Origin of the sequence: Vibrio sp. F13 (genome assembly GCF_020806305.2) — a bacterium.
Lineage (GTDB): Bacteria > Pseudomonadota > Gammaproteobacteria > Enterobacterales > Vibrionaceae > Vibrio > Vibrio crassostreae_C.
Genome location: NZ_CP170175.1, coordinates 2,157,263 through 2,173,840 on the forward strand (window position 1 = coordinate 2,157,263; position 16,578 = coordinate 2,173,840).

The window sequence follows — 16,578 nt, forward strand, 5'->3', positions numbered from 1 at the left end:
GAGAATTATTATCATTAAGTATAATGGGAAGTAGAGATTAATTTGATAGATGAAACCTATCAATCAGTGCGGCTAGAGTGAGAAGCATTGGAATATTGGAATCAGGGACATAAAAAAAGGCTGGTCACCAAGACCAACCTTTCTATTTAGACCGAGAAGTTTGAAGCCTTCTCGTTCACTCGGTTTTAAAGCGCAGCGATTGTCGCTTTTTGCTCTTCAAGCTTAACAAGAGTTTCCTTGTAGCCTTCAAGCTTTTCACGCTCTTTCGCGATAACTGCTTCTGGTGCTTTAGCAACGAAACCTTCGTTACCTAGCTTACCTTCGATACGTTTAATCTCGCCGTGAGTCTTAGCGACTTCTTTATCTAGACGAGCAAGCTCTGCATCTTTGTCGATAAGACCCGCCATTGGGATCATCAACTCAGATTTGCCAACCAGTTTAGTTGCACAAGCAGGAGTCTCTTCACCATCAGCTAGAACTTTAATATCGTCTAGCTTAGCTAGAGAAGTAAGAACGATCTTGTTCGCTTCGATACGAGCGGCATCTTTCTCATCAGCAACCTTGATCATTACTTCTAAGCCTTGGCTTGGTGCAATGTCGTATTCCGCACGTAGGTTACGGATAGCAGTGATGAAAGTCTTAACCCATTCGATGTCGTCAACGATCTCAGCATTGAAGTTAGCTTCATTAAACTGAGGAAGCGCTTGAGTCATGATTGTCTCGCCTTCAACGCCGTCTACTAGCGGCTTAACGCTCTGCCAGATAGATTCAGTGATGTAAGGAAGAACAGGGTGAGCAAGACGCAGAGTCTTCTCAAGAACCGTGATAAGCGTGTAACGAGTCGCTTGTTGTTGAGCTTCAGTACCTTTCCAAAGAACAGGTTTAGTTAGCTCTAAGTACCAGTCACAGAATTGGTTCCAGATGAATTCGTAAAGCGTGTTTGCTGCCATGTCTAGACGGTAGTTGTCTAGGTGAGCATTAAACTCTTTCGCTGCAACTTCAAACTGAGACTCAATCCACTTATCGGCTAGAGAGAATTCCATGTTTGCACGGTCTTCTACAGACAGTGACATGCCACAGTCGTGCTCTTCTGTGTTCATCAGTACGTAACGGCTTGCGTTCCATAGCTTGTTACAGAAGTTACGGTAACCTTCAAGACGCTTCATGTCCCAGTTGATGTCACGGCCAGTTGAAGCCATAGCAGCAAGAGTGAAACGCAGTGCGTCAGTACCGTAGGGTTCGATACCGTTTTCGAATGTTTTACGTGTGTTCTTTTCGATCTTAGCAGCCAGTTTAGGTTGCATCATGTTGCCACAACGCTTCTCTACTAGCTCTTCAAGGCCGATGCCGTCAATCATGTCGATTGGGTCAAGTACGTTACCTTTCGACTTAGACATCTTATCGCCGTTTTCATCACGGATAAGACCTGTCATGTAAACAGTTTTGAAAGGTACTTGAGCCTTGCCATCTTCGTCTTTCACGAAGTGCATGGTCATCATGATCATACGAGCAACCCAGAAGAAGATAATATCAAAACCAGATACTAGTACTTCAGATGGGTGGAATGTTTTCAGTGCTTCAGTATCTTCAGGCCAGCCTTGTGTGCCGAACGTCCAAAGTGCAGAAGAGAACCAAGTATCCAGTACGTCGTCGTCTTGCTTAAGCACAACAACAGGCGCTAGGTTGTTCTTTTCACGAACTTCTTCTTCAGTGCGACCTACGTAAACTTTACCATCGTTGTCGTACCATGCTGGGATACGGTGGCCCCACCAAAGTTGACGAGAGATACACCAGTCTTGCACGTCACGCATCCACGCGAAGTACATGTTTTCGTACTGCTTAGGTACGAATTGGATTTGACCATCTTCAACCGCTTTAACTGCAGGTTCTGCAAGAGGTGCTGTGCGCACGTACCATTGGTCAGTCAGCATTGGTTCGATAACCACGCCACCACGGTCGCCGTAAGGGACAGTCAGGTCGTGATCTTTGATCTCTTCAAGAAGACCAAGCTCATCGAATTCAGCAACGATAGCTTTACGTGCAGCAAAACGCTCCATACCTTGGTACTTAGCAGGGATACCTGTTGAGTAAACATCGCTTTCTTCGCCGTTAGTCGTGAAGACTTCAGCAGCATCACGGATATCAGCATTGAACGTTAGGATGTTGATCATCGGTAGGTTGTTGCGCTTACCCACTTCGTAATCGTTAAAGTCATGAGCTGGAGTGATCTTCACACAACCCGTGCCTTTTTCCATGTCTGCGTGCTCATCGCCTACGATAGGGATAAGACGGTTTACAACAGGAAGTAGGATTTCTTTGCCGATAAGATCTTTGTAACGAGGATCTTCTGGGTTAACAGCAACACCAGTATCGCCAAGCATGGTTTCAGGACGAGTCGTCGCAACAACGATGTAGTCTTTACCATCTGCCGTTTTAACACCGTTCGCTAGCGGGTAGCGGAAGTGCCACATGAAACCTTTTTTGTCTTTGTTTTCAACTTCAAGATCCGAGATTGCAGTGTGCAGTTTAGGATCCCAGTTTACTAGACGTTTACCACGGTAGATTAGGTCTTCTTCGTATAGACGAACAAACACTTCTTGAGTCGCAGCCGATAGGCCGTCATCCATAGTGAATCGTTCACGATCCCAATCTACAGATGCACCAAGACGACGAAGTTGTTGAGTGATCGTGCCACCTGATTCGCCTTTCCATTCCCAGATCTTGTCGATGAAAGCTTCACGGCCGTAGTCGTGTTTTGTTTTGCCTTCTTCGGCAGCAATCTTACGCTCAACAACCATTTGAGTTGCGATACCAGCGTGGTCAGTACCCACTTGCCAAAGCGTGTTTTTGCCTTTCATACGTTGAGCACGGATAAGCGTATCCATGATCGTATCTTGGAACGCGTGACCCATGTGTAGGCTGCCAGTGACGTTCGGTGGCGGGATCATGATGCTGTAAGCTTCTTTTGATGTGTCACCGTGTGGCTTAAAGTAGCCTTTCTCTTCCCAAGTCTTATACAGAGCTTGTTCGATTGATGTTGGGTTGTATGTCTTTTCCATAGTGCTCTTAAACGGATACTGTGAATGGTTAATCGTGGTCAAACTTCATAAGTGAAGCTTCTTGAATCTAAATCCAAAGATAGCTTTAACTATGAGGTTTGACTATGGATGTTGAATCTCGATAGTTTGTAGCTGATATCCAGCTTGACGGTAAATTTTATACCTTTCTCGAGCGAGTTGCTTAGCTTTTTCTTCGCAAGGGACGAAGTCTATCACCTGAGCAAAGGCGTTCGCAAAGGTTGTATGATTATCGGCCAGATTAATTACTAGCTGACGATTCCAATTATGTTTTACGCCTTGATAGCCAATTTCGATGTTGGTTGAATACTTCGGGCCTTCGCCAACCAAGTTGTGCGCAATAAAATCACAGGGTTCGACTTGCCAGAAAACTTCAGCAATACGCTCGGCATGCTCTTTGTCATTACAGTTGAGATAAAGTTTAGCGCCTTGTTTTGCAAAGTGCTGAGCAAGAAACAGCACATAGTGAGTAAAACCATCTTCGCGGGCTTGCGGACTGTCTGAAGGCACTATGTAAAAAGTGGCAGTTTGCATACTTAACACTCGAACTGAAAATTGTGGACCTCAATATTACTTGGTCTACAGACTCTAACAAATAGCAGTTATTAAAAAAGGGCCCGTAGGCCCTTTTTACTATTTTGAAGATTGCTCTTCAGTCTCTTGGCCGCTGCGGTTCAATAAGAATTGGACAAGCATTGAGACAGGACGACCTGTCGAGCCTTTCGCTGCGCCTGACTTCCACGCCGTACCAGCACTGTCGATGTGTGCCCAGTGGTACTTCTTAGTGAATTTAGACAGGAAGCAACCAGCAGTAATTGTGCCGCCAGGACGGCCGCCGATGTTCGCCATATCAGCGAATGGGCTGTTTAGCTGCTCATGGTATTCGTCAGCCATAGGTAGACGCCATGCTCGGTCGCTTGCTTGCTCTGAAGCATTAACAAGTTCATGAGATAGTGGGTTGTGGTTTGATAGAACGCCACTGATGTGGTGACCTAGAGCAATAACACATGCGCCAGTTAGTGTCGCAACGTCGACAACACAATCAGGTTCAAAACGCTCAACGTAAGTTAGAGCATCACATAAAACCAAACGACCTTCTGCATCAGTATTTAATACTTCAACGGTTTGACCAGACATCGTAGTTAGGATGTCACCAGGGCGATAAGCGTTGCTACCAGGCATATTTTCACAACCCGCTAGAATACCAACAACGTTGATTGGCAGGTTAAGTTTCGCCAATGCTTTCATTGTACCGAATACAGAGGCAGCACCACACATATCGTACTTCATCTCATCCATGCCTTCGCCAGGCTTAAGTGAGATACCGCCTGAATCGAAAGTAAGACCTTTACCGACTAGGACGATAGGTTTTGCGTCTGGATCCGCAGCGCCTTTGTATTCCATGATAGACATCATCGATTCGTTCTTAGAGCCACGGCCTACTGCTAGGTATGAAGTCATACCCAGTTTTTCCATCTCTTCTTCGCCAATGATCTTAGTCTTCACAGTTTCATAATCGTCAGCTAGGCGACGAGCTTGAGATGCAAGGTAAGCAGGGTTTGCGATGTTCGGTGGCATATTGCCTAGATCTTTCGATGCTTTCACGCCTGAAGCAATAGCAAGGCCATGAGAAATAGCTTTCTCACCAAGGCTCAATTCACGACGTGTAGGTACGTTGAATACCAATTTACGTAGTGGGCGACGAGTCTCTGGCTTATTACTCTTGAATTGGTCAAACGTGTAAAGGCCATCTTTAGTTGCTTCTACAGCTTGACGAACTTTCCAGTAAGTGTCGCGACCTTTAACGTGAAGTTCTGTAAGGAAACATACTGCTTCCATAGAACCTGTTTCGTTTAGTGTGCTGATGGTTTTTTGGATGATTTCTTTGTATTGACGTTCGCCTAGCTCACGCTCTTTACCACAGCCTACCAGTAGAACACGTTCTGAAAGTACACCAGGTACTTGATGCAGTAGTAGCATCTGGCCAGGTTTACCCTCTAGATCACCGCGACGAAGCAGTGAACTAATATAGCCATCGCTAATCTTATCTAATTGCTCGGCGACTGGAGAAAGGCGGCGCGGTTCGAATACACCGACAACGATACATGCGCTGCGTTGTTTCTCTGGGCTGCCACTTTTTACACTGAACTCCATGCGTACTCCTACATCCTGAAGACAAATCGAACTAAATGTTAGATAATGGGTTCTTACTTGTTGGATCCTATAATGGAACTAACCTTAAAGAAGAACGCTAACACTTAGCTAAAAATTTAAAAAAATAAAAGGTTCAACGGGAAATTATAGTGATTCAATCAAAAAAACAAGTTTTGTATAGGTAATTTGAGCGTGATTATTGTTAGATATTTGATCCGCGAGACAATCAAGAGCCAATTTGCGATCTTTTTTGTTCTCTTTCTCGTGTTTCTCAGCCAAAAATTCATCAGTGTTTTAGCGGATGCCTCTGATGGTGATATCCCTGCGAGTCTTATATTGTCGATTGTTGGCTTAAATATGCCAGCGATGGGCCTATTGATGCTTCCACTCAGTATCTATATTGGTATTTTGCTTACTTTTGGCCGCCTTTACGCTGAAAGTGAAATAGTGGTCATGAACGCCACCGGTATCGGTAATAAATTCCTGATCCAATCTGCGCTTTACCTCGCTTTAATTACGGCATCTGTTGCAGCCTTTAACTCATTTTGGTTATCTCCTTGGTCACAAGACAAAGTTGAACAAATGTATGAAGAAGTAGCTGCAGAGAACAGCGTTGATTTGCTACCAAAAGGTAAGTTTGAAGGTACGCCGGATGGCTCTTCTGTCGTGTTTATTGATGATATCGACGGTAATAAGTTAGAAAACGTGTTCGTAGCTCAAATGCGTCCGCGTGATTCTGTACTGCCAAGTGTGATGTTCTCGAAGTCAGGTGATGTAAAAGAGCTCAGTGATGGTCGCCAAGTGATCGTAATGTACGATGGTACTCGTCATGAAGGCATTCCGACTCGCCTCGACTACAGGGTGACGCACTTTGAAGAATACGAAGGCCTGATTGGTCAGCGTGAAGTTGAGAAGAAAGGTCGAGACTGGGAAGCGATCCCTACGCTTGAACTGATTGGTAACTCAAATAATAGTGCGAAAGCAGAGTTGCAGTGGCGTATTTCTTTGGTACTTTGTATTCCATTGTTGACCATGCTTGTCGTGCCACTGTCTGCGGTAAACCCTCGGCAAGGTCGTTTTGCGAAAATCGGCCCAGCAATACTGATTTATCTCACCTATTTCTTAGCAATCAGTGCAACCAAGTCTTCAATCGAAGAGGGGAGCATTCCTGCGGTAATCGGCATGTGGCCAATCAATGCGTTATTGTTATTTGTCGCGATTGGTGCCAACTTTATGGATAGCGTGCCAGTAAGGCGTTTGAAAGAAAAATTCAAGAATAAGAGGTTGGCTTAAGCCGTGTTTAAGATTCTCGATTTATATATAGGCAGAACCATCATCGCAACGACGTCACTGGTATTGGTGACGTTTGTTGGTCTCTCTGGGATCATCAAATATGTAGAACAGCTAAGAAAAGTTGGCCGTGGTACATACGATCTATTACAAGCGCTGTATTTCGTTTTATTGAGTATCCCTCGTGATATCGAAATGTTCTTTCCAATGGCTGCATTGCTTGGCGCATTGATAGGGCTTGGTATGCTTGCTGCAAGTTCTGAGCTTGTCGTTATGCAGGCAGCTGGTTTCTCTAAGTTAGATATCGGCCTATCAGTACTTAAAACAGCTATTCCACTGATGATCGTGGTGACATTGCTTGGTCAATGGGGAGCACCGCAAGCGCAGAAAATGGCTCGTGATCTAAGAACTATCTCGATTGCTGGTGGTAATATTATTTCGACGCAAAGTGGTGTCTGGGCTCGTGATGCCAATGACTTCATCTTCATTGTCAAAATCGATGACCAGAAGCTATATGGAATGAACATGTGGCGCTTTGATGAAAACAAGGCACTTAAAACCGCTATTTATTCTGACGAAGTTGATTACGTTGGAGACAACGTGTGGACGATGAAGGATGTAGAGATCACGTCTTTTGAAAACGAACTTCAAATTACTAAAGAAAGTTTACCGACTTACTCTTGGGAAACGTCATTAGCTCCAGATAAGTTGGCGATAGTAACGGTTAAACCAGAAGAGCTATCGTTAAGTGGGTTGTATGATTATGTTTCTTATCTGAAGGCGTCAGAGCAAGATGCATCACGCTATGAATTGGCGCTGTGGAGAAAGATAACCCAGCCAATTTCGATCGCGGTTATGATGTTGATGGCACTGTCGTTTATCTTTGGTCCTTTGCGTAGTGTGACCATGGGTGCGAGGATTTTGTCAGGTGTTATTGCTGGCTTTACCTTCTATATATCCAGTGAGTTCTTTGGCCCAGTGAGTTTGGTTTATCAAATACCACCCGCCTTTGGCGCAATAGCCCCGAGCGTGGTGTTCCTTGGAATTGCCATCATGCTCTTGAGGCGGAAACTGTAAATAGTAAAAAGGAAGGCATAACGCCTTCCTTTTTTGATCTTGATTGGAGCTAACTTAAATCACATTATCGTGCTTGTGGTAACACAACGACTTCGGTCTTTGCCCAGATATCGTGAAAGCCACGTTTTTCAGGATCGAATGGAACACATAGGTTTGCCAGTCCAAAACCTGAAGTACCTAAACGAATCAGCGCCTGAGTTACTGTGATCGCTGAGCCATCTTTGTTTTGAACGCGCAGCTTCCAAGCTCTCATGCCGAGAGTTTGACCAGCTCTAGTCCAGAAGAACACGAAGAAATATACCCAAACGGCGACTAAGTAAAAGGTATATGCAGGGCTCCAAATCGGATGGTTGGTTAAGAAGTCACTAACATCGGCATAACCGCTGTGGTTAAAAATGCCGAGAGCCATGAGCGCGTGCAGTAGAGCGACAATGACGCCAGCCGCCAACATTTCAATAGCGATTACGATCAGAGCGTCGTAGAACAAGGCACCAAATCGGCGCATGACTCCTGCTGGTGGCAGAGTGTTTGTTGATGTCATGTGTTATTACTTCTTTAAAAATTGAGGCGTCAGAATATAGTTTAAGGCTTAGCCTGAAAAGAGACATGACGCACAGCTTATGACTTAGTGGCGAAATTATCGGCAAACACACATGAATTCAAGTTTTTATACTTGCCACATCAGTTCGCATACGTATAATGCCAAACATCGAAAGGGCAATGCCCCAAGATAATGCCGGTATGGTGAAATTGGTATACACGACGGATTCAAAATCCGTTGCCTTCGGGCGTGGCGGTTCAAGTCCGCCTACCGGTACCATATTTAAATGACAAAGCCTCGACGAAAGTCGGGGCTTTGTTGTATCTGAGATATAGGAAGCGTTGCCTTCGCGGTGGCGGCAGGAATGCCTGTCCAATCATTCCGCCTACCGGTACCAAACATAGAAAGGTCGCTTTTATAGCGACCTTTCGTCGTTTTAGGCGTTTATGAATTTGAAATCCAGCGTGTCGGCTTGGATGCAAGCCCAGTCAAGTCGCCTACCGGTACCATATTTAGATAAAGCCCTGATCAGAAATGGTCGGGGCTTTGTTGTATCTGGGGTATAGGAAGCGTTGCCTTCGCGGTGGCGGCAGGAATGCCTGTCCAATAAGTCCGCCTACCGGTACCAAACATAGAAAGGTCGCTTTTATAGCGACCTTTCGTCGTTTTAGGCGTTTGTGAATTTAAAATCCAGCGTGTCGCTGCAGTTGCCCTTCAATTAGACAGATCTTGATGTTTCATTCCTAAATCCCATAATTTCGCTTCGCTACTCGGTCTGATAATGAATTAATTATCTTAAATCATGATGTTACCTGTCATTCTCTCTTCTATTGTCTATGTTTAAAGGACTAACAGAGGAGAGAAATATGCTGACAGTAACCCCTTACTTATTTTTTGATGGTCGTTGTAGTGAAGCGTTGGATTTTTATCACAAGTGCTTTGGTGGTGTGGTTTTATCTAAGCAGCTTTTTAGTGATGCACCACAGGTAATAGAGGGAGCTCAACCTGATTGGGTTATGCATGCTGAGTTCGAAGCGTTTGGTATGAAGCTGATGATGTCTGATGGTGTTAAGGCAAAAGAACTCAAAGGCAACAATCTCGCTCTCTCTCTTGTGACTGAAGATAGCGCGACTCAAGAACAAATCTTTGAAAAGCTCAAGAAGGGAGGGCGGATAATGACTCCACTCGCAGATACTTTTTGGGGGGCTCGATTTGGCAAAGTAGAAGATAAATTCGGTATACGCTGGATGGTGCACTGCGACTCTTTAAGTTGAGCCTGTGAAATTGGATAGTGAAATTGCTGCTTGGTTTTATTAGAATTATAAATAGAGATTAATCATCAATATTATATATAAAAATGGGCAGCATAAAGATTACCGTAGATCGCATTCAGCCCGGTCTGCATATACGACTCCCCGTAAAATGGAATGAACACCCATTTTTATTCAACAGCTTTAAAATCAAAGATGACGCTCAAGTAAAAGTAATTCGACATCTTGGGATTAAGCACGTCTATATAAACCTGAGTCAAAGTGATACCTCACCTTTACCTGTTAATCACGTAGGTGAACAAGAAGTCGATATTGATTCACAGGTAAGCCTTGAAACGGAAAGAATGTGGAAAGATAAGCATGAGCGTATCGAAACCCTTAGCTCTTACCGCCGCAGGGTGAGTCATTGTGAGAGAGAGTTTGAACGTTCGCTTGCTCGAATGCGATCTGTGATGACCAAGATCCGTAACAGACCTTTAGATGCGGTAGGGGAGGTTAAGGCTCTTGTTGATGATATCGTTGAAACTCTAGTGAGCGATGATAACGTCACCTTGCACCTTATGAATGCTAAAGCAGATTTCGAAGATATTTACTTTCATACTCTAAATGTTTCGGTTGTTGCACTGATGATAGGAAAGGCCAAAGGCTATAACACACAGCAATTGAAAGACCTCTCATTCGCAGCGTTGTTTCATGATGTAGGCAAGATCAAAATACCAGTCGCGATACTAAGAAAGCAGAGTGCACTAACGGTGCCAGAAGAGAACTACCTGAAGCTTCATACTAAATACGGTGCGGATATTGTATCGGCAATTGATGACTTTCCTGAAAGTGCTAAAAAGGTGATCGCTCAACATCATGAGATGAATGATGGTTCTGGCTACCCCGAGGGCTTAAAAGAACATGAGATTGATGAATTTGCCAAGATAGTCGCCGTGGCTAATGCATTTGATAACCTTTGCCATGGTAAAACGCAATCTCAACAAATGATCCCGTATTTGGCACTGTCCCACCTATATAAGAGCTGCAAGCATCTATATAGCCAAGATAACTTGGGGCTGTTAGTTAAGTTCATGGGAGTCTATCCACCAGGAACTGTAGTACAGCTTTCAAATGACTCGATTGGGATTGTGATATCCGTTAACGCTAAACATATGCTTTATCCAAATGTACTTATCTATGATCCTAGCGTGCCAAGAACCCAAGCTCCGATCATTGACCTCTTTATTAAAGAGATCAAAATCGTTAATGCCGTTCATCCAAGCAAATTACCTGAACAAGTTCGAGAGTATCTAAACCCTAGGGCTCGTTTATCTTACTTTTTTGATAGTGGAGAGTAGTTATCCACAGGTCGTTGTGGGTAATTTGTTCGAAACTTGGGGTGAAAGTGGTATAAATAAGCCCTTGGTTGAAATGTCTTCGCTTAACCTCTTTTTTTAATAAAAAACGCATTTATTGCTTGCCAATATGAGCGGCATCTCTATAATGCCGCCTCACTGACACGGCAGACGCCACAAGGCTTCAGCGAGAAATGTTAGTAAGGCAACTAGCTTTAAGCGATGATTCGCTTCTACTTTTAGAAAGTAGGAATTAATTCCAAATAAGTGTTTGACACTGAGAATTAAATCGCTAGAATGGCCGCCTCTTCCGAAGTGATGTAAGTCACAACGAAGAGAAGCTCTTTAACAATTTAAACCTATCAATCTGTGTGGGCACTCGTTGATGAATATCAAAACGTTTTATCTTCCCTTTTTTAAAGAGAAGTAAAACAGATTCCTCGGAATCAAATTTGGTTTCAATGAACTGAGTGACCAATACGAATAACTACTTTCTCTTGTAGAAAGAAGGTATTTGGCACAGTCAATTCATTATCTTTCTGTTGGAAAGATAATAGCTTTAGAATTACTTTTTGTAGTTTTGAAGTCAGTATTCATTGAGCCGACAAAATCTTAAATTGAAGAGTTTGATCATGGCTCAGATTGAACGCTGGCGGCAGGCCTAACACATGCAAGTCGAGCGGAAACGACACTAACAATCCTTCGGGTGCGTTAATGGGCGTCGAGCGGCGGACGGGTGAGTAATGCCTAGGAAATTGCCTTGATGTGGGGGATAACCATTGGAAACGATGGCTAATACCGCATAATGCCTACGGGCCAAAGAGGGGGACCTTCGGGCCTCTCGCGTCAAGATATGCCTAGGTGGGATTAGCTAGTTGGTGAGGTAATGGCTCACCAAGGCGACGATCCCTAGCTGGTCTGAGAGGATGATCAGCCACACTGGAACTGAGACACGGTCCAGACTCCTACGGGAGGCAGCAGTGGGGAATATTGCACAATGGGCGAAAGCCTGATGCAGCCATGCCGCGTGTATGAAGAAGGCCTTCGGGTTGTAAAGTACTTTCAGTTGTGAGGAAGGGGGTAGCGTTAATAGCGCTATCTCTTGACGTTAGCAACAGAAGAAGCACCGGCTAACTCCGTGCCAGCAGCCGCGGTAATACGGAGGGTGCGAGCGTTAATCGGAATTACTGGGCGTAAAGCGCATGCAGGTGGTTCATTAAGTCAGATGTGAAAGCCCGGGGCTCAACCTCGGAACTGCATTTGAAACTGGTGAACTAGAGTGCTGTAGAGGGGGGTAGAATTTCAGGTGTAGCGGTGAAATGCGTAGAGATCTGAAGGAATACCAGTGGCGAAGGCGGCCCCCTGGACAGACACTGACACTCAGATGCGAAAGCGTGGGGAGCAAACAGGATTAGATACCCTGGTAGTCCACGCCGTAAACGATGTCTACTTGGAGGTTGTGGCCTTGAGCCGTGGCTTTCGGAGCTAACGCGTTAAGTAGACCGCCTGGGGAGTACGGTCGCAAGATTAAAACTCAAATGAATTGACGGGGGCCCGCACAAGCGGTGGAGCATGTGGTTTAATTCGATGCAACGCGAAGAACCTTACCTACTCTTGACATCCAGAGAAGCCAGCGGAGACGCAGGTGTGCCTTCGGGAGCTCTGAGACAGGTGCTGCATGGCTGTCGTCAGCTCGTGTTGTGAAATGTTGGGTTAAGTCCCGCAACGAGCGCAACCCTTATCCTTGTTTGCCAGCTAGTAATGTCGGGAACTCCAGGGAGACTGCCGGTGATAAACCGGAGGAAGGTGGGGACGACGTCAAGTCATCATGGCCCTTACGAGTAGGGCTACACACGTGCTACAATGGCGCATACAGAGGGCAGCAAGCTAGCGATAGTGAGCGAATCCCAAAAAGTGCGTCGTAGTCCGGATTGGAGTCTGCAACTCGACTCCATGAAGTCGGAATCGCTAGTAATCGTGAATCAGAATGTCACGGTGAATACGTTCCCGGGCCTTGTACACACCGCCCGTCACACCATGGGAGTGGGCTGCAAAAGAAGTGGGTAGTTTAACCTTTCGGGGAGGACGCTCACCACTTTGTGGTTCATGACTGGGGTGAAGTCGTAACAAGGTAGCCCTAGGGGAACCTGGGGCTGGATCACCTCCTTATACGAAGATATTCACGATAAGTGTCCACACAGATTGATATGTTTAAACAGTTAAGAGTAACCTATGTCCCGTTCGTCTAGAGGCCTAGGACACCGCCCTTTCACGGCGGTAACAGGGGTTCGACTCCCCTACGGGATACCATCTTTAAGCACATTTATTTAAGTGTTTTTAAAAATGGTTCATTTTATTGAATCAAGCTCTTTAACAATTTGGAAAGCTGACTGATTAACTGACTTACGAGTCATGTTAATCAAATTTAAAAGTTCTCAATGTTTATCTGCTCTTATTTAATAAGAACGGTATAAACACAACAAACACATTCAAGTGTCTTCACTTTTTAAAGTGAAAGCAAATAGAAACCCTTTCGGGTTGTATGGTTAAGTGACTAAGCGTACACGGTGGATGCCTTGGCAGTCAGAGGCGATGAAAGGCGTAATAACTTGCGATAAGCCCAGATTAGGTAGTAATAACCTTTTGAGTCTGGGATTCCTGAATGGGGAAACCCACTTACATAAGTAAGTATCCTGTTGTGAATACATAGCAACAGGAGGCAAACCGGGGGAACTGAAACATCTAAGTACCCCGAGGAAGAGAAATCAACCGAGATTCCGAAAGTAGCGGCGAGCGAAATTGGATTAGCCCTTAAGCTTTTAATGATGCAGGTGAAGAGTCTGGAAAGTCTCGCAGTAAAGGGTGATAGCCCCGTAACCGACACATCATAATCAGTGAAAACGAGTAGGGCGGGACACGTGATATCCTGTCTGAATATGGGGGGACCATCCTCCAAGGCTAAATACTACTGACTGACCGATAGTGAACCAGTACCGTGAGGGAAAGGCGAAAAGAACCCCTGTGAGGGGAGTGAAATAGAACCTGAAACCGTGTACGTACAAGCAGTAGGAGCACCTTCGTGGTGTGACTGCGTACCTTTTGTATAATGGGTCAGCGACTTAATTTTAGTAGCAAGGTTAACCGTTTAGGGGAGCCGTAGGGAAACCGAGTCTTAACTGGGCGTACAGTTGCTAGGATTAGACCCGAAACCAGGTGATTTAGCCATGGGCAGGTTGAAGGTTGAGTAACATCAACTGGAGGACCGAACCGACTAATGTTGAAAAATTAGCGGATGACTTGTGGCTAGGGGTGAAAGGCCAATCAAACCTGGAGATAGCTGGTTCTCCCCGAAAGCTATTTAGGTAGCGCCTCGGACGAATACTACTGGGGGTAGAGCACTGTTAAGGCTAGGGGGTCATCCCGACTTACCAACCCTTTGCAAACTCCGAATACCAGTAAGTACTATCCGGGAGACACACGGCGGGTGCTAACGTCCGTCGTGGAGAGGGAAACAACCCAGACCGCCAGCTAAGGTCCCAAAGTATAGCTAAGTGGGAAACGATGTGGGAAGGCTCAGACAGCCAGGATGTTGGCTTAGAAGCAGCCATCATTTAAAGAAAGCGTAATAGCTCACTGGTCGAGTCGGCCTGCGCGGAAGATGTAACGGGGCTAAGCTATACACCGAAGCTGCGGCTACGTACCTTAGGGTATGTGGGGTAGGGGAGCGTTCTGTAAGCCGTTGAAGGTGGCCTGTAAGGGCTGCTGGAGGTATCAGAAGTGCGAATGCTGACATGAGTAACGATAAAGGGAGTGAAAAACTCCCTCGCCGGAAGACCAAGGGTTCCTGTCCAACGTTAATCGGGGCAGGGTAAGTCGACTCCTAAGGCGAGGCCGAAAGGCGTAGTCGATGGGAAACGGGTTAATATTCCCGTACTTCTTACAATTGCGATGGGGGGACGGAGAAGGCTAGGTGGGCCTGGCGACGGTTGTCCAGGTTCAAGTACGTAGGCGGGTGGTTTAGGTAAATCCGGACCGCTATTAACGCTGAGATACGATGTCGAGCTACTACGGTAGTGAAGTCATTGATGCCATGCTTCCAGGAAAAGCCTCTAAGCTTCAGATTGTAAGGAATCGTACCCCAAACCGACACAGGTGGTCGGGTAGAGAATACCAAGGCGCTTGAGAGAACTCGGGTGAAGGAACTAGGCAAAATGGTACCGTAACTTCGGGAGAAGGTACGCTCTTATCAGTGAAGTCCCTTGCGGATGGAGCAGACGAGAGTCGCAGATACCAGGTGGCTGCAACTGTTTATTAAAAACACAGCACTGTGCAAAATCGTAAGATGACGTATACGGTGTGACGCCTGCCCGGTGCCGGAAGGTTAATTGATGGGGTTAGACTTCGGTCGAAGCTCTTGATCGAAGCCCCGGTAAACGGCGGCCGTAACTATAACGGTCCTAAGGTAGCGAAATTCCTTGTCGGGTAAGTTCCGACCTGCACGAATGGCGTAATGATGGCCACGCTGTCTCCACCCGAGACTCAGTGAAATTGAAATCGCTGTGAAGATGCAGTGTACCCGCGGCTAGACGGAAAGACCCCGTGAACCTTTACTACAGCTTGGCACTGAACATTGAACCTACATGTGTAGGATAGGTGGGAGACTATGAAACCGCGTCGCTAGATGTGGTGGAGTCGTCCTTGAAATACCACCCTTGTAGTTTTGATGTTCTAACGTTGGTCCCTGAATCGGGATTACGGACAGTGCCTGGTGGGTAGTTTGACTGGGGCGGTCTCCTCCCAAAGAGTAACGGAGGAGCACGAAGGTGGGCTAAACACGGTTGGACATCGTGTGGTTAGTGCAATGGCATAAGCCCGCTTGACTGCGAGAATGACAATTCGAGCAGGTGCGAAAGCAGGTCATAGTGATCCGGTGGTTCTGAATGGAAGGGCCATCGCTCAACGGATAAAAGGTACTCCGGGGATAACAGGCTGATACCGCCCAAGAGTTCATATCGACGGCGGTGTTTGGCACCTCGATGTCGGCTCATCACATCCTGGGGCTGAAGTCGGTCCCAAGGGTATGGCTGTTCGCCATTTAAAGTGGTACGCGAGCTGGGTTTAGAACGTCGTGAGACAGTTCGGTCCCTATCTGCCGTGGGCGTTGGAAAATTGAAAGGGGCTGCTCCTAGTACGAGAGGACCGGAGTGGACGAACCTCTGGTGTTCGGGTTGTCATGCCAATGGCATTGCCCGGTAGCTAAGTTCGGAATCGATAACCGCTGAAAGCATCTAAGCGGGAAGCGAGCCTTGAGATGAGTTTTCCCTGGCACTATAAGTGTCCTAAAGGGTTGTCGTAGACTACGACGTTGATAGGCAGGGTGTGTAAGTGCTGCGAGGCATTGAGCTAACCTGTACTAATTGCCCGTGAGGCTTAACCATACAACACCCAAGGGGTTTTGATGGACTCAAAACTGTTGTTTCCGCTTTAAAAAGCAGAGGCAAACAAGAACACTTGAATGAGTTTACGTAAGAACTTTTAATAGCTTTCCAGATTATTTTGCCTTCAGCTTTTTAAAAAAGCTGAAAGTAAAAGCAAAATTTGCTTGGCGACCATAGCATTGTGGACCCACCTGATTCCATGCCGAACTCAGAAGTGAAACACAATAGCGCCGATGGTAGTGTGGGGCTTCCCCATGTGAGAGTAGGACATCGCCAGGCTTTAAATTTATTTTCACTTTTTTAAAAGTGAAGACAAAAGTTCGACTTTGTCTATTAAGTAGACAGGTCACCATAGAGTTCTAAGTTTTCTTAGTATTTTATGTTGACTTTCAA

Annotated in this window: 8 protein-coding genes, 2 tRNA genes and 3 rRNA genes; 9 read left to right on the forward strand and 4 right to left on the reverse strand. The window is 45.8% G+C overall.

Annotated elements, in window-relative coordinates:
• Positions 1–185: 185 nt before the first annotated feature.
• The 3 genes from LMH68_RS09995 to pepA form a co-directional block, all read right to left on the reverse strand.
• The gene (locus LMH68_RS09995; RefSeq protein WP_017063742.1) at positions 186–3,059 is read right to left on the reverse strand and encodes a valine--tRNA ligase; all 2,874 of its coding nucleotides are present in this window, start codon (positions 3,057–3,059) and stop codon (positions 186–188) included.
• A gap of 102 nt (positions 3,060–3,161) precedes the next feature.
• On the reverse strand, positions 3,162–3,611 hold the full coding sequence (locus tag LMH68_RS10000) for a DNA polymerase III subunit chi (RefSeq protein ID WP_102333032.1): 450 nt from the start codon (positions 3,609–3,611) through the stop codon (positions 3,162–3,164).
• A gap of 99 nt (positions 3,612–3,710) precedes the next feature.
• Positions 3,711–5,231: a leucyl aminopeptidase gene (gene pepA, locus LMH68_RS10005; RefSeq protein ID WP_010435005.1), complete on the reverse strand. Its 1,521-nt coding sequence runs from the start codon at positions 5,229–5,231 to the stop codon at positions 3,711–3,713.
• A 192-nt stretch (positions 5,232–5,423) separates the two neighbouring features.
• Here pepA and lptF point away from each other — a divergent pair, with 192 nt between their 5' ends.
• Complete coding sequence (gene lptF / locus LMH68_RS10010) at positions 5,424–6,524, forward strand: LPS export ABC transporter permease LptF (protein WP_017058937.1); 1,101 nt, start codon at positions 5,424–5,426, stop codon at positions 6,522–6,524.
• Between the two features lie 3 nt (positions 6,525–6,527).
• On the forward strand, positions 6,528–7,598 hold the full coding sequence (gene lptG, locus LMH68_RS10015) for an LPS export ABC transporter permease LptG (protein ID WP_017058938.1): 1,071 nt from the start codon (positions 6,528–6,530) through the stop codon (positions 7,596–7,598).
• Between the two features lie 64 nt (positions 7,599–7,662).
• Here the strand turns inward: lptG and LMH68_RS10020 are convergent, their stop codons facing one another.
• Positions 7,663–8,139 (reverse strand): RDD family protein, encoded by a 477-nt coding sequence (locus LMH68_RS10020; protein WP_017058939.1) that lies wholly within the window; start codon positions 8,137–8,139, stop codon positions 7,663–7,665.
• 194 nt (positions 8,140–8,333) lie between these two features.
• Here LMH68_RS10020 and LMH68_RS10025 point away from each other — a divergent pair.
• The 7 genes from LMH68_RS10025 to rrf all read left to right on the forward strand — a co-directional run bounded on the left by LMH68_RS10025 (position 8,334) and on the right by rrf (position 16,464).
• Positions 8,334–8,418: transfer RNA gene (locus LMH68_RS10025), tRNA-Leu, on the forward strand.
• Positions 8,419–9,005: 587 nt separating this feature from the next.
• The gene (locus LMH68_RS10030; RefSeq protein WP_229647442.1) at positions 9,006–9,413 is read left to right on the forward strand and encodes a VOC family protein; all 408 of its coding nucleotides are present in this window, start codon (positions 9,006–9,008) and stop codon (positions 9,411–9,413) included.
• A gap of 83 nt (positions 9,414–9,496) precedes the next feature.
• Complete coding sequence (locus LMH68_RS10035; protein ID WP_017063746.1) at positions 9,497–10,750, forward strand: HD-GYP domain-containing protein; 1,254 nt, start codon at positions 9,497–9,499, stop codon at positions 10,748–10,750.
• Positions 10,751–11,361: 611 nt separating this feature from the next.
• Positions 11,362–12,916: ribosomal RNA gene (locus LMH68_RS10040) — 16S ribosomal RNA — on the forward strand.
• Between the two features lie 65 nt (positions 12,917–12,981).
• Positions 12,982–13,057: transfer RNA gene (locus tag LMH68_RS10045), tRNA-Glu, on the forward strand.
• Between the two features lie 234 nt (positions 13,058–13,291).
• Positions 13,292–16,185, forward strand: a 23S ribosomal RNA gene (locus LMH68_RS10050).
• Between the two features lie 163 nt (positions 16,186–16,348).
• A 5S ribosomal RNA gene (gene rrf / locus LMH68_RS10055) occupies positions 16,349–16,464 on the forward strand.
• The 16S, 23S and 5S rRNA genes sit together here with 1 tRNA gene alongside, the layout of an rRNA operon.
• Positions 16,465–16,578 lie beyond the last annotated feature (114 nt).

Bases quoted from the DNA above. Each gene is read 5' to 3' on its own strand.
- LMH68_RS09995 (WP_017063742.1), bottom strand. From the start codon at position 3,059: ATGGAAAAGACATACAACCCAACATCAATCGAACAAGCTCTGTATAAG.
- LMH68_RS10000 (WP_102333032.1), bottom strand. From the start codon at position 3,611: ATGCAAACTGCCACTTTTTACATAGTGCCTTCAGACAGTCCGCAAGCC.
- pepA (WP_010435005.1), bottom strand. From the start codon at position 5,231: ATGGAGTTCAGTGTAAAAAGTGGCAGCCCAGAGAAACAACGCAGCGCA.
- LMH68_RS10020 (WP_017058939.1), bottom strand. From the start codon at position 8,139: ATGACATCAACAAACACTCTGCCACCAGCAGGAGTCATGCGCCGATTT.
- LMH68_RS10030 (WP_229647442.1), top strand. From the start codon at position 9,006: ATGCTGACAGTAACCCCTTACTTATTTTTTGATGGTCGTTGTAGTGAA.
- LMH68_RS10035 (WP_017063746.1), top strand. From the start codon at position 9,497: ATGGGCAGCATAAAGATTACCGTAGATCGCATTCAGCCCGGTCTGCAT.